The organism is Ephemeroptericola cinctiostellae (genome assembly GCF_003339525.1).
GTDB lineage: Bacteria > Pseudomonadota > Gammaproteobacteria > Burkholderiales > Burkholderiaceae > Hydromonas > Hydromonas cinctiostellae.
In genome coordinates this window covers 2,675,155-2,693,068 of sequence record NZ_CP031124.1, presented here as the reverse complement: position 1 = coordinate 2,693,068, position 17,914 = coordinate 2,675,155, and the positions used below count along the sequence as shown (strand labels likewise).

Below are 17,914 nucleotides of genomic sequence, written 5' to 3'. Positions count from 1 at the left end.
GATTATAATTATTACATCGAAACAACGGAGGGGAAATGAAAATCAGCGAATTCAAACGGTGGCTTAAACAGCAAGGTGTGGAAATGATTGAAGGCTCTAAACACACCAAGTTGAGGGTCAATGGCAAACAGAGTCATTTACCTCGTCATGCTGCCGAAATAAAAGAACCGTTGCGTAAGGCGATTTTAAAGCAACTCGGTTTAAACGATTAACCAAGCGGGGCAAATGCCCCGCATCTTGAAAGAACAAAATGCAAACCAATAACGCATATCCAATTGAATTGATTGAAGACACGGGCGGTTACGTGGTCACATTCCCCGACATTCCCGAAGCGATGACACAGGGCGACACCTTGGCCGAAGCCCTCGAAATGGCGCAAGACGTTTTGTTGAGCGCAATGGATTTTTACTTTGAGGATAAACGGGCTGTGCCAATGCCCTCCAAAGCCAAAAGCGGGCAATATACGGTTGCCTTACCCATGAGCGCATGGGCGAAAGTATTGTTGCTCAATGAAGTGTGCGCCCAACAGCTGCGCCCGATTGACGTGGCGCATTTGATGGGTACGCGGCCTCAGTATGTCAATCGCATTTTAGATTTGCACCATAACACCAAAATTGACACGGTGGCAGCAGCCTTAAAAGCAATCGGCAAAGATTTAACCCTTGGGTTTGCTTAAGAGGCTGGCTCGATTTCAAAATCAAACACAGCGGTCACATAACTAAAGGTATTTGGATGCGCAGGCCATGGGCACGATTCGCGGTTGGGGTAAACGCCCGCACCAAGGTTGTAAAGGTCTGCGCTGGCGTGGGTATCACAAATGTCTTTTTTGGGATGGTTGGGCGAGAGGTTAAACTTCACGCCCGCCACGCCATCCGTGTCGAATGCGCTGGACATATACGCTTCACCGTGCGCCCGCATGATTTCGGTATTAAAAACGCGCTGCGCTTGATACACCACGCCTTTGCCGTTGCGCGGGTCGGGCGCACCCGTCATGAGCTCACGCACACTGCGTCCGATCGCCCCTGTCTTGGCCGCATTGTAGGCTTGCGCGACGTCATGCGGTACGCCCTCACCTTTGCCCATGCTGCGCATCATGGCCTCAAAACCGCTTTCGCCGTGGATCACAGCATGCTGGATGTGGTCGCTTAAGTTTTCAACCGCGCCACGATTCATGCGCCACAACCGATCCGACAGCTGCAGGCCATCGGCGGCCGTAAAGCCGCGCACAAACGCCACTGCACTGTGATTGACCGCAAACACCGCGTCGCTGTTGATGTGCGGTTTAAACGGTGATGTGCCCAATTGGGCGGCCTGTGCAATGCGGTCAAACAGGAGGGTGTCGCGCTTGCTTGCCATCTCTTTGATTTGGGTGTGGACGGCGGTGAGCACGGCCTGCAAGTTGGATAAACTCAGGCGACCATCGCCGTCGCCAGCGGCCTCAATGTGCTGCACAATCGCTTCGGCGGCCTGTTTGTAGACCTCAAGGACTTCGGCCTCAGCCTCACGCACCAGGTGGTTTCGATGCTCAACAGCCGCCAGTGTGGCGGCTCTAATTTTAGCGGCGCGTTCTTGCGGGGTCATGGGTTGCTCACGCTGGTGGCTGAGTCCCCTTTGGGTGCGTTGCCTGGGGTGATTTTAACCTTTGCGGCTTGTGTCGCATCCGGGTAAGGGTCATAGTTTGCTGCGTCCGCTGTACGTCGTTCCTCGACGCTGGCAGGGTTATAGCCCAGCTCTTCCCACACCATCGACTGAGGCAAGCCCACCGCTTTGAGCTTGAGCGCACGATCCGTGGTTTGGCTCAGTGTTTCGGTGCGACGCTCTTTAAATGTGAGGGCGTAAGATTCGGCATCAGGGTTGATACCGCGCAATAATAAATGCAGTCGGAAGCCCTGGTTGTACACCCACGACAAAATGTCTTGCAGCTGATCCACTTCATCAAAGTAGTCCCGTTTGAGGTCTTCGAGGATGTCACGCGCCATGCCGTCGGTGTAGCCCATCATGCCCTTGGGCAGGGCTGTGCCCGCAAAAAATGTGTCAAGCAGGTACAACACATCCTGCACGTCGCCCAACGATGCATCGCCTTGCACAGCGGTGACTGCGCCTTTTTTGTTACTGTAAAAGTCAGTGGTGATCAGGTCTTTGTTGAGCTCAATGCCTGCCTGGTATCTGCCCAGCTCCTCTTCTGTCGCGTTTTCGAGGATGTGAGACAAGCGCAAAGGCGATCGATGTTTACGGCGGATGACCAAATCAGTATCGGTCATGCGCAGTTTGCGCCACACCTCGCGCGATGCGTCAATAAATGGCCGCCCCATGCTCATCATGTCATCGAAGTTGTCGGGGTCAAGCCGTGCCATCGTCAACTGCCACAGCGGAAAGCTGCACAAATCCATGCCTGTGTTTAAATCCATCTGACTGTAGGCCGCCCTAACGTCGTCGAAGCGACCGTGTACGCCCACATTCGCGCGCATGGTTTCGGTCGGCATGCGCACGCAAGCAACCACACTTTTAAGGTCGGCATCAATCACCCACTGCAAGGGCAAATTGCCCTCCATCAACAGGCCGCGCGCATCGCTGCGCAATTTGGCAGAGTTGTCGAGCTGCAAGCGTTTGACAAACGCACCCCATTCTTTTGCCACCTTGCTGTCGGGGTCGGATTGCAACATCACCAAACCGCCGCGCGTCACATCACGTGCCACCCGTGCGTGGATGCGTTTCACGCGCCCATCGGCCCTGTCCATTGTGCGGATGTCGTTGATGGTCGCGCGCAACGTGTAATCAATCGTGAGCGCCGAGTACAACGCTCGTGTTTGATTTTCAGGTGTGGGGCGGCGGCCTTGTTCTGTGCTCTGACCCATTCCGCCGCTGGCCGCATCAGAGGGCGAGGCACTGGTGGGGTCTGAGCTGCGCACGCCGAAAAAATTACGCAGCACTTGAGGGATGAGGTTCATTGTGGATTGTCCTTTGCATCGTTAGATGTCACAGTGACATCGCGCCATCCTGTGATCATGCGGGCGTCGACCAAATCTTTGATCAAAGTCGACTCACCAAAATAATGTTTAAAATCCCGCTGCGCACGCTTGGCGCGGGCGAGCTGTTCATCGGTCAGTGTTTTTTTTACGGTCATGAGCCCATCCCCAGTAATTGTGCCTCGGTCATCGCCCTGTGCATGACCACCGCCTGTGCGTGAGCCGCTTCGCCGCGCGTCACCAAAGCCCACACGCCCGCACATGCCGCGTCAAACAAGTCATCTCCCACCTTGGGATTGGCCATCTTGTATGTGTTGTACGATGCCCCTTGGGCGGGCTTGGATTTGATGTTGCCGAGCTGGCGGATAAACAAACCCCAGTCCGATGCGTCCACCTGCACCATCTCGAGCTGGGGCGGTCCCCAGTTGGTGTTGGCGGTGTTTTTGGCTTTGAGGGCATCAGTGCCGTCATCGACATAAGGGATCGCTGCCTGTCGGTGGTGAAATGCGGCACGCAAAGCAGAAGCCATCGAGTGCTTGGTCATCCCTTCAAAGCGGATGGGCGCAAACGGCCAGTGCATCCACGTGCTGGCCGTTGATTGACCGTCACCTATGGTGCGGCGGTCAACGTCGGTTAAGCCCTTGTTAAACAGCACGTCGTTGAGCGAGGTCAACATGCCCACGCCGTACGCATCACCCATCGCATAATCAGGTCTAAAATAGTCCCAAAACCCGATCAAATCGCGCTGCACCACCGCGTCGTCCGTACCTGCAGGCCAAGTTTTGACAAATGGAAAGGTGATGTGGTTGCCAATTTGCTCGCACACGACCAATGCTGATTTAGAGGCATGCGCCGATTCGCCGTGCCCCGAATGGTCATAACCAAAAGAAAGTAACCCACGTTTTTTATAACGCGCACCTGGCAACGGGCTGGCGGCCTCCAATCCCGCAGACAAACCCACCGCCATCGCCACTCGGATAAACTTTTCCCAAATCCAATTTTGGGCGGCTGCATTGATGCACAAAAATTGACGGATGTATTCGGCTTCGGGCAGCTGATTTTGCATCTCGAGCACAAAAGCCTCGTTCAAAATGCCCAATTCGATGCCCATGTACACATCCACAGGCGGCAAGATGTGATAACTGCCGGATTTAATCAGTTCGTCAAGCACGTCCGCACCTTTGTGCACCCCTGTGATGCGGATTTGCGGCTTAAACGACACACCTTTATCCACACCCAGCCGTCGAGCTGAGCCAAGCATGGGCAAAAACCTCGAAAATAAACGGTCTGCGGGCATGTCATCGGTTTCTTCAAGCGATGCAAACGAGATGCCATCACCGTCAATTTGCGACATGATCCCGTAACAACTGGCCTTGGACTGGTTGTTAAATTGGTACTTCAGATCGGCGATTTGGCGACGCCCCGATTTGTAAGCGATCCAACCCGTCAAAATGTCCGACCGTCGAATCGCATCGAGGTGGTACGTGATATTGGTTTGGCTTTGCTGCAAACGCGGGGCAACAATCCCTTCTTCTTGGTGGGCTGTGGTGGCCAAAAACTCCAAGGCATACATCTCCTTCACCGCCGTTTTGCCTGTTCGGCGGCACGAAAAATCCACCGTGTTGGGGTTGTTGTCCATCTCCAGCATTTTGAGCACCTGCATGGGGTCAAGGTCAACGTTGTGCACGTGTTTCGCCCACAATGCATGCGGTTTGATGCCAGTGGTGGGATCAGGCACGGCGTAGCGCATCACTTCAATTTCGGCACGATGCTGGACTTTGATGCGTTGTGCGGTGCTCATGTGGCCTCACCGCCATTCTGCTGTTTGTACTCGATCAACACAGGGTCGGTCTGCTTGCGCGCATTGGCGCGGTCTGCCAAAACGCGCAAAGCGGCCATTGATTCGGCCTGTTTGGCCGCATAATCCTCAAGCGACAATATTTGCATATCACCTGACGCGCCTTTAAGTCGCCCCATCGCCTGCTCTTCTTGCTCGATGACCTTTGGCGTCATGCCCATGTCCGACAACGACATGTTGTTGCGGCTCAAGAACTCTTGCAAAGGCTTGAGCAATGGATGTGCTTTGACCTCCATGATGATTTTTTTCTCGCCCGTATCCCAGTCGTTATACTCGCCAATGACAACATCACCATCTTTATCGATCGCCCATGCGGGGGCCTCAAGCTTCACGCCATCGGTAATAATCGTCTGTAAAATTTGCTGGATCAACGCCATCACCGCCGCCTGCATGTTGGCATAAATCGGTTGCAGCATTTTTGGATCACGTTGCTCAAAAGCGGCGTGATGCACCATGAAAAGTTGGGTTTGTTTGACACAGGCGGGCTGGCTTGAGCAGTAATAATGGTCAACGTCGCAAGTTGAGCACGCGGGGTACTTGCCGGGTCGCGCGGGAAAATATTGAGCCGTTTGCGCGGACATCCCATGTTTCATCGCGTTGAAACGGGTACGCAGGGCTTCCTCCTTGGTCGGATGCCCCTCAAGATTGCGCGTCACTGCCGATTTGCCTTCTGCTGTGCGCGGCCCCGTCGAGTTGGCCCACGCCTTAAGCAACGCTTTTTCATGCGGCGCTTGCCCCGATTCGAGCCCGCAAGAGGGGCACACATTGAAGTACTCAAACGGATGGTGCTCCAACTCAGGCGCAGGCTCAACGCGAGACGGCTCACCGTCAAAGGTTGATCGGCAAGAAAGGCATTTAAATGTTACTTTTTTGAGAGGGGCAGATAAATCGCGTTTTGGTGGCATGGTGCCATTAAAACCGATAAGCGTAAGGTTTTCACGGGGAGGAAAAACGATAAACCCTAGTATTTAAGAGAGATTGCGCTTAAGCAGCGCGCTTTAAATGCATTTTTTCAGGCAGATCAAAAGTGCATGTTTTGGTTCGTAGTAAGGACGCAATGGCACCCCATAAATTAGAACTATGAACCACGTGTTCATGGTTCTTTTTTTTCGTTCCAATGATGCGCTCAGGTCGATAGCGAATGTCGATAGAATCCGCATTCATGTCAATCGCCTCGATGAATGTACCCATCAGTTCGCGCGTCTTTTTATTGTTTTCGGTGCTCTTAATAATGTCTGTCAATGTGACCAATGCCGCCTGAGCATGTTCTTTTGTGATGTCAAAACGCGGTACAGGACTGTTATCAAGATCTATGATGGCAGAGGCGATACTCGTCTGTTGTTTCTCGAGCGTCGATAGTTTATCCAAAAGGCTTTTCACGCCTGGGGCTTCTCCATGCTGAATTGTGCTGCAGGTGTTTTGGTTGGTGGACTATCAATTGCCGAGGGTTTACTGAGCGTTGCAAGCAGGGTTATTGATGGCTTATTTTGCGTGTTGTGCGTTGTGAGTAAATGCCTTGACCCTTTGTCAAGGCATTTATTGCTCATTTTTTAAGCAAAATATAACTTGGCTCAATCGTGCTTTTGCTATAATACCGAACACTCAAAACATCGCCCTTATTGCGGGCGTTTTTTATTCTAAACGACACACAGTGAGTTTCATGCGTATTGGTTCGTATCAACTTCCGAATAACCTATTTGTCGCCCCCATGGCTGGGGTGACGGATAGGCCTTTTCGCCAGTTGTGTAAAAAGCTTGGGGCGGGTTATGCCGTGTCGGAAATGGCTGCGAGTAATCCGCAGTTGTGGAAGACCGATAAAAGCACGCGTCGTTTGAACCATGAGGGTGAAATTGCGCCCATTGCGGTACAAATTGCAGGCTCGGATCCTGCCATGTTGGCTCATGCGGCACAGTTCAATGTGGATAAAGGTGCGCAAATCATCGACATCAACATGGGTTGTCCTGCTAAAAAAGTGTGTAATGTGGCCGCTGGTTCTGCGCTGCTGCGTGATGAGCGTTTGGTGGCGAGTATCGTCAGTGCGGTTGTGCAGGCGGTGGATGTGCCAGTCACTTTGAAATTTCGGACGGGTTGGGATCGTGACAATAAAAATGCGCTGACGATTGCGCGAATCGCGGAAGCGTCAGGCATTCAAATGTTGACGTTGCACGGTCGGACACGCGCCGATGGTTATAAAGGCGCGGCTGAGTACGACATGATCCGTGCAGTGAAGGCGGCTGTGCGCATTCCAGTGGTCGCCAATGGTGACATTGTTTCGCCTGCTAAAGCACGTGAGGTGCTTGATTACACGGGGGCGGATGCGATCATGGTGGGACGCGCAGCACAAGGGCGGCCTTGGATCTTTCGAGAGATTGCCGCGTACTTGAATGATGGTTCGACGATCTTGCCGCCGACCGTGAGTGAGGCCAAAAGTTTGTTGCTGGCTCACTTGCAAGAGCACTATGCTTTTTATGGTGAACGCACGGGGTTGTTGACTGCGCGCAAGCACATTGGTTGGTATGTACAGGATTTGGTTGGGGGCGAGGATTTTCGTGGTCGCATGAATGCTTTACTCACATTGGATGCCCAATATCAAGCCGTTGCTGATTTTTTTGATGAGCTGGCGATGGATTACACCCATATCCCCTACATGAATGAGCGGGTCGATGTTTGAATTCATTTAAGTTTTGAGTGTGCAGGCGAGCATCGCATTTTACACAACACCTTTCTTACAGGGGTTTTTCTGAGTTCATTGCGTGTGGATGGTTTTTGGGCGATCAAAAAACCATTTGCTAGCATGACACTTGTGCAAATGACCTTGTTTTAACTTTTCATATAAAAACAAAACCATGAATACCAGTAGTTTTCAATTGATCAATACAGAAGTGTCTCACGATGAGATGGTTGATATCAGTGAGTGCATTCAGCACCATTTTAATGTCTATCTCGATGCCCTTGATGGTGCAGAGGGCGCACAACCGCATGATTTGCATGACATGTTGCTGGAGGCGTGCGAAAAGCCTTTGCTTGAGTTGGTGATGAAAAAAACCAATGGCAATCAAAGCCTTGCCAGTGATTGGCTGGGCATCAATCGTGCGACATTGCGTAAAAAATTATTGGCGTATGATTTAGACGCAAAAAAATAAAATACCTTTTGTTTATTCTTTTACACACCAAAACCCTTAGGAAACACCATGGTTAAAACCGCTCTTCTTTCCGTGTCTGACAAAACAGGCGTTCTTGAATTGGCACAAGCCTTGCACGCGAGAGGCGTGAAGCTGCTCTCGACCGGCGGCACGGCAAAATTATTGGCTGACAATGGCTTGCCCGTCATCGAAGTGGCCAATCACACGGGTTTCCCTGAAATGCTGGATGGTCGTGTGAAGACCTTGCATCCAACCATTCACGGTGGTTTGCTGGCGCGCCGTGACCTGCCAGAACACATGGCGGCGATTGCTGAACATGGCATCGAAACCATTGACATGCTCGTGGTGAATTTGTACCCATTTGAAGCCACCGTTGCCAAAGCCGATTGCACACTTGAAGATGCAATTGAAAACATCGACATCGGTGGCCCCGCCATGGTGCGCAGTGCTGCAAAAAACTGGCGCGACGTGGTGGTTTTGACGGATGCGAATCAATATGCGGGCGTGTTGGCTGAATTAAACGACAATGGCGACGTATCGACAGCAACCAAATTTAAATTGTCGGTTGCGGCATTTAATCGCATCAGCGCTTACGATGGTGCGATCAGCAATTATTTGTCATCGATTGGTGACGATTTTGACGTGACTCAGCGTGCAGAATATGCAGGTCAGGCCAACAGCCAATTCATCAAAGTGCAAGACCTGCGTTATGGTGAAAACTCACATCAAACCGCTGCGTTGTACCGTGATTTGTACCCAGCGCCTGGTTCTTTGGTCACGGCCGTTCAATTGCAAGGCAAAGAGCTCAGTTACAACAACATCGCCGATGCGGATGCGGCTTGGGAATGCGTTAAATCATTCGACGTGCCAGCTTGTGTCATCATCAAACACGCCAACCCTTGCGGCGTTGCGATTGGTGCGACCTTGGGCGAAGCGTATGACAAAGCATTCAAAACCGATTCGACCTCCGCTTTCGGTGGCATCATCGCTTTCAATGGAGTGCTTGATGGCGCAGCTGCCGCAGTGGTTGCTAAACAGTTTGTTGAAGTGTTGATTGCAACGGATTACACCGCAGAAGCTTTAGAAGTGTTCAAAGCCAAAACCAATGTGCGTGTTTTGAAAATTGACATGTCTCAAGTTAAAAAATCGGGTTCTGCATGGGAACAAGGCCGCAATGCGCAAGACATCAAACGCATTGGTTCGGGGTTGTTGATTCAAACCGCCGATAACCATGAAATGGACTTGGCTGATTTGAAAGTCGTGAGTGAAAAACAACCGACGGCTGAGCAGTTGAAAGACATGTTGTTCGCATGGAAAGTTGCAAAATATGTCAAATCAAACGCCATTGTGTTTTGTGCGGGTGGCATGACCTTGGGTGTGGGTGCGGGTCAAATGAGTCGCCTCGATTCGGCTAAAATCGCTGCGATCAAAGCAGAAAATGCAGGCTTGTCATTGCAAGGCTCAGCGGTGGCTTCGGATGCATTTTTCCCATTCCGCGATGGCTTTGATGTGGTCGTTGACCATGGCGCAGCATGTGTCATCCAACCGGGTGGCTCAATGCGTGACGATGAGGTGATTGCCGCTGCGAATGAGCGTGGGGTGGTGATGGTGCTTACGGGCGTGCGTCATTTCCGTCATTGATTGACTGAGCGATTGACAGGGCTTTCCTTTTAATTCATTTTAAATTTATATTGTGCCAATCAAAAACCGCCTTCAAGGCGGTTTTTGATTGCAAATGCCATCCATCGGTGATGTCTTGAGGTAAACTCTCAGAATGTATTTGAAAAATTTGAAGGGAGAGAAAGACTATGTGGCGCAATAATAAAAATCAACGTTTGCCTGAGCAATTGTTCAAAGTGGTCATGTGGGGCATCGCGGTGTTGTTTGCTGTGTTTTTAACGGGGCTGGCTGGTTTGTTAATTGGCGATTTGCCGAAGGCGGGCAATATGCCTGACATCAGCAATTTTGAGTCAAGCGAGTTGAAGGGCTTGCGTGAGCAACAAGGAAGTGTTTCACAAAAAAATGCAGCGATTCACCAACGTTTAGAGCAAGAGCAATTGGTCTTGAATGATGCGCAAAGCCGTTATGATGAGGCCAAACAAAGTTTTGATGCGTGGGTGCAAACCCGCAAAGCAACGGGTCAATTTGAGCAAAACCCGCTCGTGTTGGAGCGCACCAAACAGCTCGATGACCTGCGTGACACGGTCAGTCGTTCGCGCCAAACAGTCGAACAGTTGCAACATGACGTGCTGAACAATGATCAGGCGGTCTCGACAGGGCGCATGAGTGAACTTGAGCAAGAGGCACGTGATGCGTATGAAACGGCGAGCAATGCCCATGATTTAAAAATATTTTTGTGGCGTTTGTTGTTGACTTTGCCTGCATTGTTGTTGGCGGCGTGGTTGTTTGTGAACAAGCGCGGCAGCCGCTATTGGCCGTTTGTGTGGGGCTTTATCTTTTTTGCTTTGGTGGCATTTTTTGTTGAACTGGTGCCTTATTTGCCGAGTTATGGCGGCTACGTGCGTTATGTGGTGGGTTTGCTGTTGCTGGGCGTGGGTGGGCATTTTGGCATCAAAAAGATGCAGGTGTACATGCAACGCAAGCAGGAAGAAGAACAATCCATGTTGCAAAGCACACAAGAGCAGCGGCGACAAGCATTCTCATACGAGCAGGCTTTGGGGCATTTGGCCAAAGGTGTGTGCCCCAGTTGTGAGCGCCCATTGAGCACCAGTGAACCGAATGGTTTGGCTGATTATTGTGTGCATTGCGGTTTGTGTGCTTATAAAAATTGCAAGCGCTGCAACACGCGGTGCAGCACTTTTTTTAAATTTTGCTCGTCGTGTGGGGATGCTTTGCAGGCCAAAGATGAGGCGTAATCGGGTGGTGTGCTGTGAGCATGAAAGAGGCGCTTGACCGTTGTGGGTTTGGCAATTAAAGACAGGTTTTTTGTGGGGCGGGCTGTGCCCGCCATTCATCTTTTATGGAATGGTTATCGATGCAAGCTTCAACAATGACCCGCCTCATCGGCATTGACCCTGGTCTGCGTTTCACAGGTTTTGGTGTGATTGACGTGCACAACCACACCATGCGCTATGTCGCCAGTGGCGTGATTAAGGTCGCGGGTGAAGCATTGCCTGAGCGCCTGCGTTCTTTGATTGACGGCATTCATGAGGTGATCGAGACGTATCACCCGCATGAGTCGGTGATTGAAAAGGTGTTTGTCAATGTCAATCCGCAGTCGACTTTGTTGCTCGGTCAAGCCCGTGGCGCGGCCATCAGTGCCTTGGTGCTGAAAGATTTGCCTGTGCATGAGTATACCGCTTTGCAATTGAAGAAAGCCGTGGTCGGGCATGGCAAGGCAAAAAAAGAGCAGGTGCAGGAGATGGTTGCACGCTTGCTGGGCTTGCCGCGCGCGCCGCAGGCGGATGCGGCGGATGCGTTGGCCGCGGCGATTTGCCACGCGCAAAATCGGGTGCAGTTGGCGATGTTGGGTGAAAAAGGCGCTTTGGTGGGCTTGGGGACCAAAGGCATGCGCATTAAAAATGGGCGGTTGGTGTCCTTATGAGTGCTTCAGCTGTTGTACCATTGTATGTGTTGGACACGAATGTCTGGCTTGATTGGCTGGTTTTTTCACATGATGCGATACCGCTGTTACAAACATTACAGGCTGAGGGTGAAATTGACATCATTTACACCGCGGAGATGTTTGAGGAATTGGCGGATGTGTTGAGTCGGGCGCATTTTAAACTGACACCAGAGCAGCAGCTGAATGCTTTGTCCAGCATGCGCGCAGCGGCGCGCGAGGTGCCTGTAAAAACACCGATGCAGGCGGTGCGTTGTGCGGATAAGGATGATCAGGTGTTCATCGATACCGCATTGGCCTATCACGTTCAGTATTTGTTGAGTAAAGACAATCATTTGTTGTCGTTGCGCAGCCGTGCGGCAAAGTTTCATGTTCGTGTGGCAACTTTGGATGCGTGGTTGGCGCAGTTGCCATCGGTTTTATCCGTTCTTGTTCAATCCATTTGAAATTTTTTATGAAACAGCTTTCTACTACCATTTTTACCACCATGAGTGCTTTGGCACAGCAGCACAGCGCCATCAATTTGGGGCAAGGTTTTCCTGATTTTGCGGCGGATCCTGAGTTGCTGGATGCCGCTTATGCCGCGATGCAAGCAGGGCATAACCAATATGCGCCGATGATGGGCACCGTGCAGCTGCGGTCGGCCATCGCTGATGTGGTCAAACAGCATTATGGTTTTGAGGCCGATGTGGATCAGCACATCACCATCACCTCGGGGGCTTCGGAGGCGCTGTTTTGCGCAATCATGGCGATCACTGAGCCCGCCGATGAGTTGATTATTTTAGAGCCTGCGTATGATTTGTATCGCCCTGCAATTGTGAATGCGGGCGGTGTTCCTGTTGCGGTGAATTTGGTTTTGAATGAAACGCAAACATTTGTGGTGGATTGGGACGCTGTGCGCGCCGCGATCACGCCCAAAACCCGTGCCATCATTGTCAATACGCCAAATAACCCGACAGGCAATACATTCACCGAACAGGATCTGATAGAGTTGGAGCAGCTTGCTGAACGGCATCATTTGTGGGTCATCAGCGATGAGGTGTATGAGCACATGGTGTTTGATGGGGCTTTGCATCAATCGGCTTTGCGTCGACCTGTGTTGGCGGCGCGGACGATTCATGTGGCCAGCTTTGGTAAAACCTTGCATGTCACAGGCTGGAAGATTGGTTATGCGATTGCACCTGTTGCGCTGACTCAGGCGATTCGTGCGGTGCATCAGTTCAATACATTTACTGTGGCCACCCCTTTGCAATTGGGCATTGCAACGTATTTAAATGAGCACCCACAGGTCATTCAGGCATTACCTGCGTTTTATCAGGCCAAGCGCGATCGTTTTCGTGCAGGTTTGACTGGGACGGGGTTGCATGTGTTGCCTTGTCAGGGCACGTATTTTCAGTTGGTCGATTACAGTGGTTTGGGGCAATTCTCGGCGATGAGTGACGTTGAGTTTGCGGTGCATTTGACCCAGCACATTGGGGTGGCAGCGATTCCTTTGTCTCCTTTTTATGGGGCACCACCTGCTCATCAAAAACTTGTGCGTTTCTGTTTCGCTAAAAAAGAAGACACTTTGGTTGCTGCGCTTGAGGCTTTGCAGCTTGGGCTGGGGTGATGCGTGCTTGGACATGTCTTTTAGGGGGAGGCTTTGCACTGTTGTTGAGTGCATGCAATGCCTTTTTGCCTGCGGTGTACACTCCTGTGATGGAGGCCCATACTGAGGTGGATATCGATTCACCGTTGGCGCAAATGGTGTACCGGATTCAACCCAAGGTGGTGTCGGTGGTGGATGCGTCTGACCGTGATGAGGTGAGTGTGACCTCCAAAAAACTGAAAAAAGGTGAGGAGATGAAACAAAAACGTCTGAGTTTGCCAGCCAGTTTGGAGGCGTTGACCGCACAAGTGGATGAACAAGCTTCGGGCATTTACCCATTGAGTGACGGTGTGGAGGCGTTTGCGGTGCGCAATGCCCTGATTAAAAATGCCAAGCACAGCTTGGATCTGCAATATTACAGCCTGCACAAAGGTTTAAGCTCACGGCTGCTGATTCGTGAATTGGTTCGGGCGGCCGATCGTGGTGTAAAAATTCGGATTTTAATTGATGACATGGATACGCTGGGTCGAGACAAGGAGATGACCATTCTTGCTGCGCATGAAAACATCGATGTGCGTATTTTTAATCCAATTCGCCGTTTGCGTGGAAGTGTGGTCTCGCGCTGGTTCATGTTTGTCGCCAATATAGGCACGCAACACCGCAGAATGCACAACAAAGTGTGGCTGGCCGATGGTGTGTTGGGCATCACGGGAGGACGGAATATTGGTGATCAGTATTTTAATGCCAATGAAAGCGATAACTTCTCAGACCTTGACGTGTTGTTGGGTGGGGCAGCCGTTCAGCAAATGCAGTCGAGCTTTGATGGTTTTTGGAATTCGGCCAAATCCATCCCTGTTGAAGTGTTTGAAAAAGCACCACAAGCCGACAGTGCAAAAGACATTCAAAAAATGATTTTCAGCACCAATGCCCTCACGCGTAAAGAACGCGTGCTTCGTCACCCGTATTTGGCGGCATTGGACGAGGCGGAGCACAATGTGTTGCCCAATGTGTTGCCCAAATTGATGTGGGGGACGGTGGATTTTTTCAGCGACGTCCCAGAAAAGATCTCTGAGGTGCCGCCTGCCATGGGCGTGCGTGTGCCTCAAAACACGGTTAAATCGGGCTCTGTGGTGTTTGATGCATTGATGCCCCATATTTTGGCCGCTCAACATGAAGTCATCATTGCCAACCCCTATTTTTTACCCGGAGACGATGTGGTGGCTTCGCTCTCGAAGTTAGTGGCGCAAGGCGTGACCGTGAGGGTTTTGACCAACTCTTTAGAGTCCAATGACGTGCCTTTGGTCAATGGCCCGTATTCGCGCTATCGACTCAAATTGCTTAAGGCTGGGGTTCTGTTGTATGAGTTGCGTGGATTCCCTGATGTTGAGAAGACCCCGCAATGGCGCTTACCTATTTTCAGCTGGAAAGGTTCTCGGACGGCTTTGCACACCAAAGCGGTGGTGATTGATGGTACGGTGAGCTTTGTCGGTTCAATGAACCTTGACCCTCGGTCTATTGTGTGGAACACCGAAGTGGGGGTTATTTCTCAACAGCAACAATTTGCTCAAAATTTACGCGATATTCTGAACAATGCCATGTCATTGGACTACAGTTATGCCGTTCGTGTGGATGAGTTAGGGCGGTTGGAGTGGCGCACCCATGGGCGTGAGAGCGATGGTGATCAAGATGGCGCAAGTGGCGGACATAAAATCGATCAAAAAACGTCAGCAGGCCTGAAGTCGTCCTTGCCTGTGAAGTCACAAAAAATTGAAACTTTTCGACGTGAGCGGGGAAACTTCTGGCGGCGTTTAGAGCAAAAAATGGGCGCATGGTTGCCTGAAACATTTTTATGAATTTTTGATGGATATTGGATGAGAATTGGATGAATGCATGGGCCGCTGAGGCGGACATTGTCTTTGAAAATTATCGTTTAAAAATCAACGGCATTTGGGTTTTTGCGTTATCATTATACGTTTTAGAAATGGCGCAAAAGACAGCTGATGTGCCTTATTTAGGCAGCGCGTGCTGCGGCCACATATTTTGTTTTTGAGGTGATGTTCAAATGAGGAAGGCCTTGAAAATTGTGAATGGTTTGTCGCTCTTTGCAATAGAGCGAAATTACATTGAAATGATGCGGTTTTGGCAGATTTTTTTGCAAGTTGGCGAAATGATGTCGAAAGCGTGAGAGACCAATACAAAGGATTGTTATGTTTAATTTTTTTCGAAAATACTTTTCAAACGATTTAGCGATCGATTTGGGCACTGCAAACACCTTGATTTTTGCCAAAAATCAAGGCATCGTTCTTGATGAGCCTTCTGTCGTTGCGATTCGTCATGATGGTAAAACAGGGCGTGCGCAAGTGCAAGCAGTGGGTTTGGAAGCCAAACAAATGTTGGGTAAAGTGCCTGGCAACATCGATGCCATCCGCCCGATGAAAGATGGTGTGATTGCTGATTTTAGCGTCACAGAGACCATGCTCAAACACTTCATCCGTTCTGTGCATGAATCTAACTTGTTCAAACCCAGCCCGCGCATCGTGATTTGCGTGCCTTGCGGCTCGACTCAAGTGGAGCGTCGTGCAATTCGTGAATCGGCTCAAAATGCAGGCGCATCGGAAGCGCTGCTGATCGAAGAGCCGATGGCCGCAGCATTGGGTGCTGGTTTGCCCGTGTTTGAAGCGCGTGGCTCAATGGTGGTTGATGTCGGTGGTGGTACGACAGAAGTGGGCGTGATTTCTTTGGGTGGCATGGTATACAAAAACAGCGTGCGCGTGGGTGGTGATAAGTTTGACGAAGCGATTGTCAATTATATCCGTCGCAACTACGGCATGTTGATTGGTGAGCCCACTGCTGAATTGATTAAAAAACAAATCGGAACGGCTTTCCCTGGTGCAAACGTCATGGAAATCGAAGTCAAAGGTCGCAATTTGGCTGAAGGCGTGCCTCGCAGTTTCACTGTTAATTCCAATGAAATTTTAGAGGCCCTGTCTGAGCCGTTGAATGCCATTGTGTCAACGGTCAAAATCGCTTTAGAGCAAACGCCACCAGAGTTGAGCTCGGACATCGCAGAAACAGGCATTGTGCTCACGGGCGGCGGCGCGTTGTTGAAAGACCTTGATCGCTTGCTGCAAGAAGAAACGGGTTTACCCGTTTATGTGGCCGAGGAGGCATTGACTTGTGTGGTGCGTGGCTCTGGTATGGCGCTCGATTACATCGAAAAACTCCCATCGTTGTTCTCGTACGAATAATTCATTGACGCACAGCAAGTCAGTCTGAGGCATAGCGCGTCATGAAAAAAGATTATCAATTGTTTCGCCGTACCACACCCACGTGGGTACGGCTTGCACTTGCCAGTGGTTTAGCCGTTGTTTTGATGGCGGCCGATGGCAAGGCGCGTCGTCTCGAACCGCTTCGAAATGTGGTGGGTGCTGCTTTGGGTTTGGTACAACAGCCTTTGCATGCTGCCCAAAGTTGGGTGAACGATACATTCAACCACGCCTATGACTTGCAGAGTTTGGCGTTGGACAATCAAAAACTCACTGCTACCAATCAGGAGCAGGCCGCTCGCATCACTCAGCTGACACAATATGAGCGCGACAACGATGCTTTACGTGCGCAGTTGGATTTAAAAACCAAGTTGACCACTCCATCCATTGCGGCACAGGTGCTGTATCAAGTGGTGGACCCTTATGCGCGTAAACTGGTTTTGAGTAAAGGCAGCAATGATGGCATCATTGCTGGTCAGCCTGTGATCACAGCGCAAGGCTTATTGGGGCAGATCACGGATGTGACCCCCTTGACATCGGAATTGACCTTGGTGCTGGACACCAAAATGACGGTGCCCGTGCAGCTGCAAAACGATCCCAATGTGCGCGGTTTTATTTCTGGTCACACCAATGAGGGTTTGTTGTCTCTACGTTTTTTCAGCGCGGAAGTGCCTTTGAAAGTGGATGATGTGTTGGTGACATCGGGTAAAGATGGTTTGTACCCTGAGCATCTGTCTGTTGGGCGGGTCAGCCAAATTGAAAGTGCGGGTGAAAATGGTCAATCCACAATCACTGTGGTGCCAACTGCTGAAGGCATGTCAGCACGTTATGTCCTGGTCTTGCAGGTGGCCGATGTGACCAATATGGCCAAACGCAGCAAATTGCAAACAGAACAAGTCGAGCAAGATGCCATGCCTGATACGCTTGGCTCACGTGCCCGTGCGCAAGCACAAGAAAAGCAACAGGCTCAGGGGAAAAAATAAATATGCGCATTGAACAATGGTTGGGTGCAGTGAAGGCGCGTGTGGTCTGGGTCACGTTGATTGCAAGCTGGGCATTGTCATTTTTGACGGTGCGTCAAACCGTGTGGCTGGACTGGATGGGGTTTGTTCTTTTGTTTTGGACGGTTTATCAGCCGGGTCGCATTTCGTTTGTGCTGGCTTTTATCATGGGTATTTTGATGGACGTTCAACAGACATCCACTTTGGGTGAGCACGCTTTGATGTATGTGTGGTTGGTGTATGGCATGCGTTTGTTGTCTCCTCGCTTGCAGTTTGCCTCTGTGTTTTTGCAAGCCTTGTATGGCACAACGTTGATGCTTGCCATGCAGTTGGTTCGCGCTTTTTTCCATTTGCTGGCTGGGCACACCGTGGATGTGTTACAAGTGGGTTGGGTTTTTTTGGGTACTTTGGCGTGGATGTTGCTCGCCTGGATGCTGACGCGCGGTGCTCAATCCAAAACCATGGGCTCTTGGGTTGCACACTAAGCTTTTGTTTTGAATATGCTTTTA

General features: G+C 50.8%; 19 protein-coding genes. 13 read left to right on the top strand and 6 right to left on the bottom strand.

The window, feature by feature from the left end:
- Positions 1-35 precede the first annotated feature (35 nt).
- Positions 36-212 (top strand): type II toxin-antitoxin system HicA family toxin, encoded by a 177-nt coding sequence (locus DTO96_RS12420; protein WP_114563799.1) that lies wholly within the window; start codon positions 36-38, stop codon positions 210-212.
- A gap of 38 nt (positions 213-250) precedes the next feature.
- Positions 251-676, top strand: coding sequence for a type II toxin-antitoxin system HicB family antitoxin (locus DTO96_RS12415; RefSeq protein ID WP_114563798.1), 426 nt, complete (start codon positions 251-253; stop codon positions 674-676).
- On the opposite strand, the gene DTO96_RS12410 is transcribed toward DTO96_RS12415, so the two are convergent.
- The 6 genes from DTO96_RS12410 to DTO96_RS12385 all read right to left on the bottom strand — a co-directional run bounded on the left by DTO96_RS12410 (position 673) and on the right by DTO96_RS12385 (position 6,204).
- Positions 673-1,581 (bottom strand): hypothetical protein, encoded by a 909-nt coding sequence (locus tag DTO96_RS12410; RefSeq protein WP_114563797.1) that lies wholly within the window; start codon positions 1,579-1,581, stop codon positions 673-675. The two genes, DTO96_RS12415 and DTO96_RS12410, sit on opposite strands and share 4 nt — an antisense overlap.
- A complete protein-coding gene (locus tag DTO96_RS12405) occupies positions 1,578-2,948 on the bottom strand; it encodes a hypothetical protein (RefSeq protein ID WP_114563796.1) in 1,371 nt (456 codons plus the stop codon). Before DTO96_RS12405 ends, DTO96_RS12410 begins: the two co-directional genes overlap by 4 nt.
- Complete coding sequence (locus DTO96_RS12400; protein ID WP_114563795.1) at positions 2,945-3,124, bottom strand: hypothetical protein; 180 nt, start codon at positions 3,122-3,124, stop codon at positions 2,945-2,947. Before DTO96_RS12400 ends, DTO96_RS12405 begins: the two co-directional genes overlap by 4 nt.
- Positions 3,121-4,767, bottom strand: coding sequence for a hypothetical protein (locus DTO96_RS12395; RefSeq protein ID WP_225972515.1), 1,647 nt, complete (start codon positions 4,765-4,767; stop codon positions 3,121-3,123). The genes DTO96_RS12400 and DTO96_RS12395 overlap by 4 nt, the downstream gene beginning before the upstream one ends.
- Positions 4,764-5,729 carry a hypothetical protein gene (locus DTO96_RS12390; RefSeq protein ID WP_114563794.1) on the bottom strand — a complete coding sequence of 322 codons (966 nt, stop codon included), beginning with the start codon at positions 5,727-5,729 and terminating at the stop codon, positions 4,764-4,766. Before DTO96_RS12390 ends, DTO96_RS12395 begins: the two co-directional genes overlap by 4 nt.
- A gap of 79 nt (positions 5,730-5,808) precedes the next feature.
- Positions 5,809-6,204, bottom strand: coding sequence for a hypothetical protein (locus tag DTO96_RS12385; RefSeq protein ID WP_114563793.1), 396 nt, complete (start codon positions 6,202-6,204; stop codon positions 5,809-5,811).
- Positions 6,205-6,484: 280 nt separating this feature from the next.
- Here DTO96_RS12385 and dusB point away from each other — a divergent pair, with 280 nt between their 5' ends.
- The 11 genes from dusB to mreD all read left to right on the top strand — a co-directional run bounded on the left by dusB (position 6,485) and on the right by mreD (position 17,890).
- Entirely contained in the window at positions 6,485-7,495 is a 1,011-nt protein-coding gene (dusB, locus tag DTO96_RS12380; protein ID WP_114563792.1) for a tRNA dihydrouridine synthase DusB, read from the top strand.
- 175 nt (positions 7,496-7,670) lie between these two features.
- On the top strand, positions 7,671-7,967 hold the full coding sequence (locus DTO96_RS12375; protein WP_225972514.1) for a helix-turn-helix domain-containing protein: 297 nt from the start codon (positions 7,671-7,673) through the stop codon (positions 7,965-7,967).
- 48 nt (positions 7,968-8,015) lie between these two features.
- Positions 8,016-9,608 (top strand): bifunctional phosphoribosylaminoimidazolecarboxamide formyltransferase/IMP cyclohydrolase, encoded by a 1,593-nt coding sequence (purH, locus tag DTO96_RS12370; RefSeq protein ID WP_114563791.1) that lies wholly within the window; start codon positions 8,016-8,018, stop codon positions 9,606-9,608.
- A 167-nt stretch (positions 9,609-9,775) separates the two neighbouring features.
- Positions 9,776-10,843 carry a zinc ribbon domain-containing protein gene (locus DTO96_RS12365; RefSeq protein WP_114563790.1) on the top strand — a complete coding sequence of 356 codons (1,068 nt, stop codon included), beginning with the start codon at positions 9,776-9,778 and terminating at the stop codon, positions 10,841-10,843.
- Between the two features lie 134 nt (positions 10,844-10,977).
- The gene (gene ruvC / locus DTO96_RS12360) at positions 10,978-11,532 is read left to right on the top strand and encodes a crossover junction endodeoxyribonuclease RuvC (RefSeq protein ID WP_225972606.1); all 555 of its coding nucleotides are present in this window, start codon (positions 10,978-10,980) and stop codon (positions 11,530-11,532) included.
- Positions 11,529-11,996 carry a putative toxin-antitoxin system toxin component, PIN family gene (locus tag DTO96_RS12355; RefSeq protein ID WP_114563788.1) on the top strand — a complete coding sequence of 156 codons (468 nt, stop codon included), beginning with the start codon at positions 11,529-11,531 and terminating at the stop codon, positions 11,994-11,996. The genes ruvC and DTO96_RS12355 overlap by 4 nt, the downstream gene beginning before the upstream one ends.
- Positions 11,997-12,004: 8 nt before the next feature.
- Complete coding sequence (locus DTO96_RS12350) at positions 12,005-13,159, top strand: methionine aminotransferase (RefSeq protein WP_114563787.1); 1,155 nt, start codon at positions 12,005-12,007, stop codon at positions 13,157-13,159.
- On the top strand, positions 13,159-14,991 hold the full coding sequence (locus DTO96_RS12345) for a phospholipase D family protein (protein WP_114563786.1): 1,833 nt from the start codon (positions 13,159-13,161) through the stop codon (positions 14,989-14,991). Before DTO96_RS12350 ends, DTO96_RS12345 begins: the two co-directional genes overlap by 1 nt.
- 354 nt (positions 14,992-15,345) lie before the next feature.
- Positions 15,346-16,386: a rod shape-determining protein gene (locus DTO96_RS12340; protein ID WP_114563785.1), complete on the top strand. Its 1,041-nt coding sequence runs from the start codon at positions 15,346-15,348 to the stop codon at positions 16,384-16,386.
- Positions 16,387-16,427: 41 nt separating this feature from the next.
- Positions 16,428-17,387, top strand: a complete 960-nt coding sequence (mreC, locus tag DTO96_RS12335; protein WP_114563784.1) for a rod shape-determining protein MreC — start codon at positions 16,428-16,430, stop codon at positions 17,385-17,387.
- Between the two features lie 2 nt (positions 17,388-17,389).
- A complete protein-coding gene (gene mreD, locus DTO96_RS12330) occupies positions 17,390-17,890 on the top strand; it encodes a rod shape-determining protein MreD (RefSeq protein ID WP_114563783.1) in 501 nt (166 codons plus the stop codon).
- Positions 17,891-17,914: the final 24 nt, after the last annotated feature.

What these genes read in the sequence shown, in the direction of transcription:
- DTO96_RS12395 (WP_225972515.1), bottom strand. Translation starts at nt 4,767, where the DNA reads ATGAGCACCGCACAACGCATCAAAGTCCAGCATCGTGCCGAAATTGAA.
- mreC (WP_114563784.1), top strand. Translation starts at nt 16,428, where the DNA reads ATGAAAAAAGATTATCAATTGTTTCGCCGTACCACACCCACGTGGGTA.
- DTO96_RS12415 (WP_114563798.1), top strand. Translation starts at nt 251, where the DNA reads ATGCAAACCAATAACGCATATCCAATTGAATTGATTGAAGACACGGGC.
- DTO96_RS12400 (WP_114563795.1), bottom strand. Translation starts at nt 3,124, where the DNA reads ATGACCGTAAAAAAAACACTGACCGATGAACAGCTCGCCCGCGCCAAG.
- DTO96_RS12390 (WP_114563794.1), bottom strand. Translation starts at nt 5,729, where the DNA reads ATGCCACCAAAACGCGATTTATCTGCCCCTCTCAAAAAAGTAACATTT.
- DTO96_RS12375 (WP_225972514.1), top strand. Translation starts at nt 7,671, where the DNA reads ATGAATACCAGTAGTTTTCAATTGATCAATACAGAAGTGTCTCACGAT.
- dusB (WP_114563792.1), top strand. Translation starts at nt 6,485, where the DNA reads ATGCGTATTGGTTCGTATCAACTTCCGAATAACCTATTTGTCGCCCCC.
- DTO96_RS12365 (WP_114563790.1), top strand. Translation starts at nt 9,776, where the DNA reads ATGTGGCGCAATAATAAAAATCAACGTTTGCCTGAGCAATTGTTCAAA.
- mreD (WP_114563783.1), top strand. Translation starts at nt 17,390, where the DNA reads ATGCGCATTGAACAATGGTTGGGTGCAGTGAAGGCGCGTGTGGTCTGG.
- DTO96_RS12355 (WP_114563788.1), top strand. Translation starts at nt 11,529, where the DNA reads ATGAGTGCTTCAGCTGTTGTACCATTGTATGTGTTGGACACGAATGTC.
- purH (WP_114563791.1), top strand. Translation starts at nt 8,016, where the DNA reads ATGGTTAAAACCGCTCTTCTTTCCGTGTCTGACAAAACAGGCGTTCTT.
- DTO96_RS12350 (WP_114563787.1), top strand. Translation starts at nt 12,005, where the DNA reads ATGAAACAGCTTTCTACTACCATTTTTACCACCATGAGTGCTTTGGCA.
- DTO96_RS12405 (WP_114563796.1), bottom strand. Translation starts at nt 2,948, where the DNA reads ATGAACCTCATCCCTCAAGTGCTGCGTAATTTTTTCGGCGTGCGCAGC.
- DTO96_RS12410 (WP_114563797.1), bottom strand. Translation starts at nt 1,581, where the DNA reads ATGACCCCGCAAGAACGCGCCGCTAAAATTAGAGCCGCCACACTGGCG.
- DTO96_RS12420 (WP_114563799.1), top strand. Translation starts at nt 36, where the DNA reads ATGAAAATCAGCGAATTCAAACGGTGGCTTAAACAGCAAGGTGTGGAA.
- DTO96_RS12340 (WP_114563785.1), top strand. Translation starts at nt 15,346, where the DNA reads ATGTTTAATTTTTTTCGAAAATACTTTTCAAACGATTTAGCGATCGAT.
- ruvC (WP_225972606.1), top strand. Translation starts at nt 10,978, where the DNA reads ATGACCCGCCTCATCGGCATTGACCCTGGTCTGCGTTTCACAGGTTTT.
- DTO96_RS12345 (WP_114563786.1), top strand. Translation starts at nt 13,159, where the DNA reads ATGCGTGCTTGGACATGTCTTTTAGGGGGAGGCTTTGCACTGTTGTTG.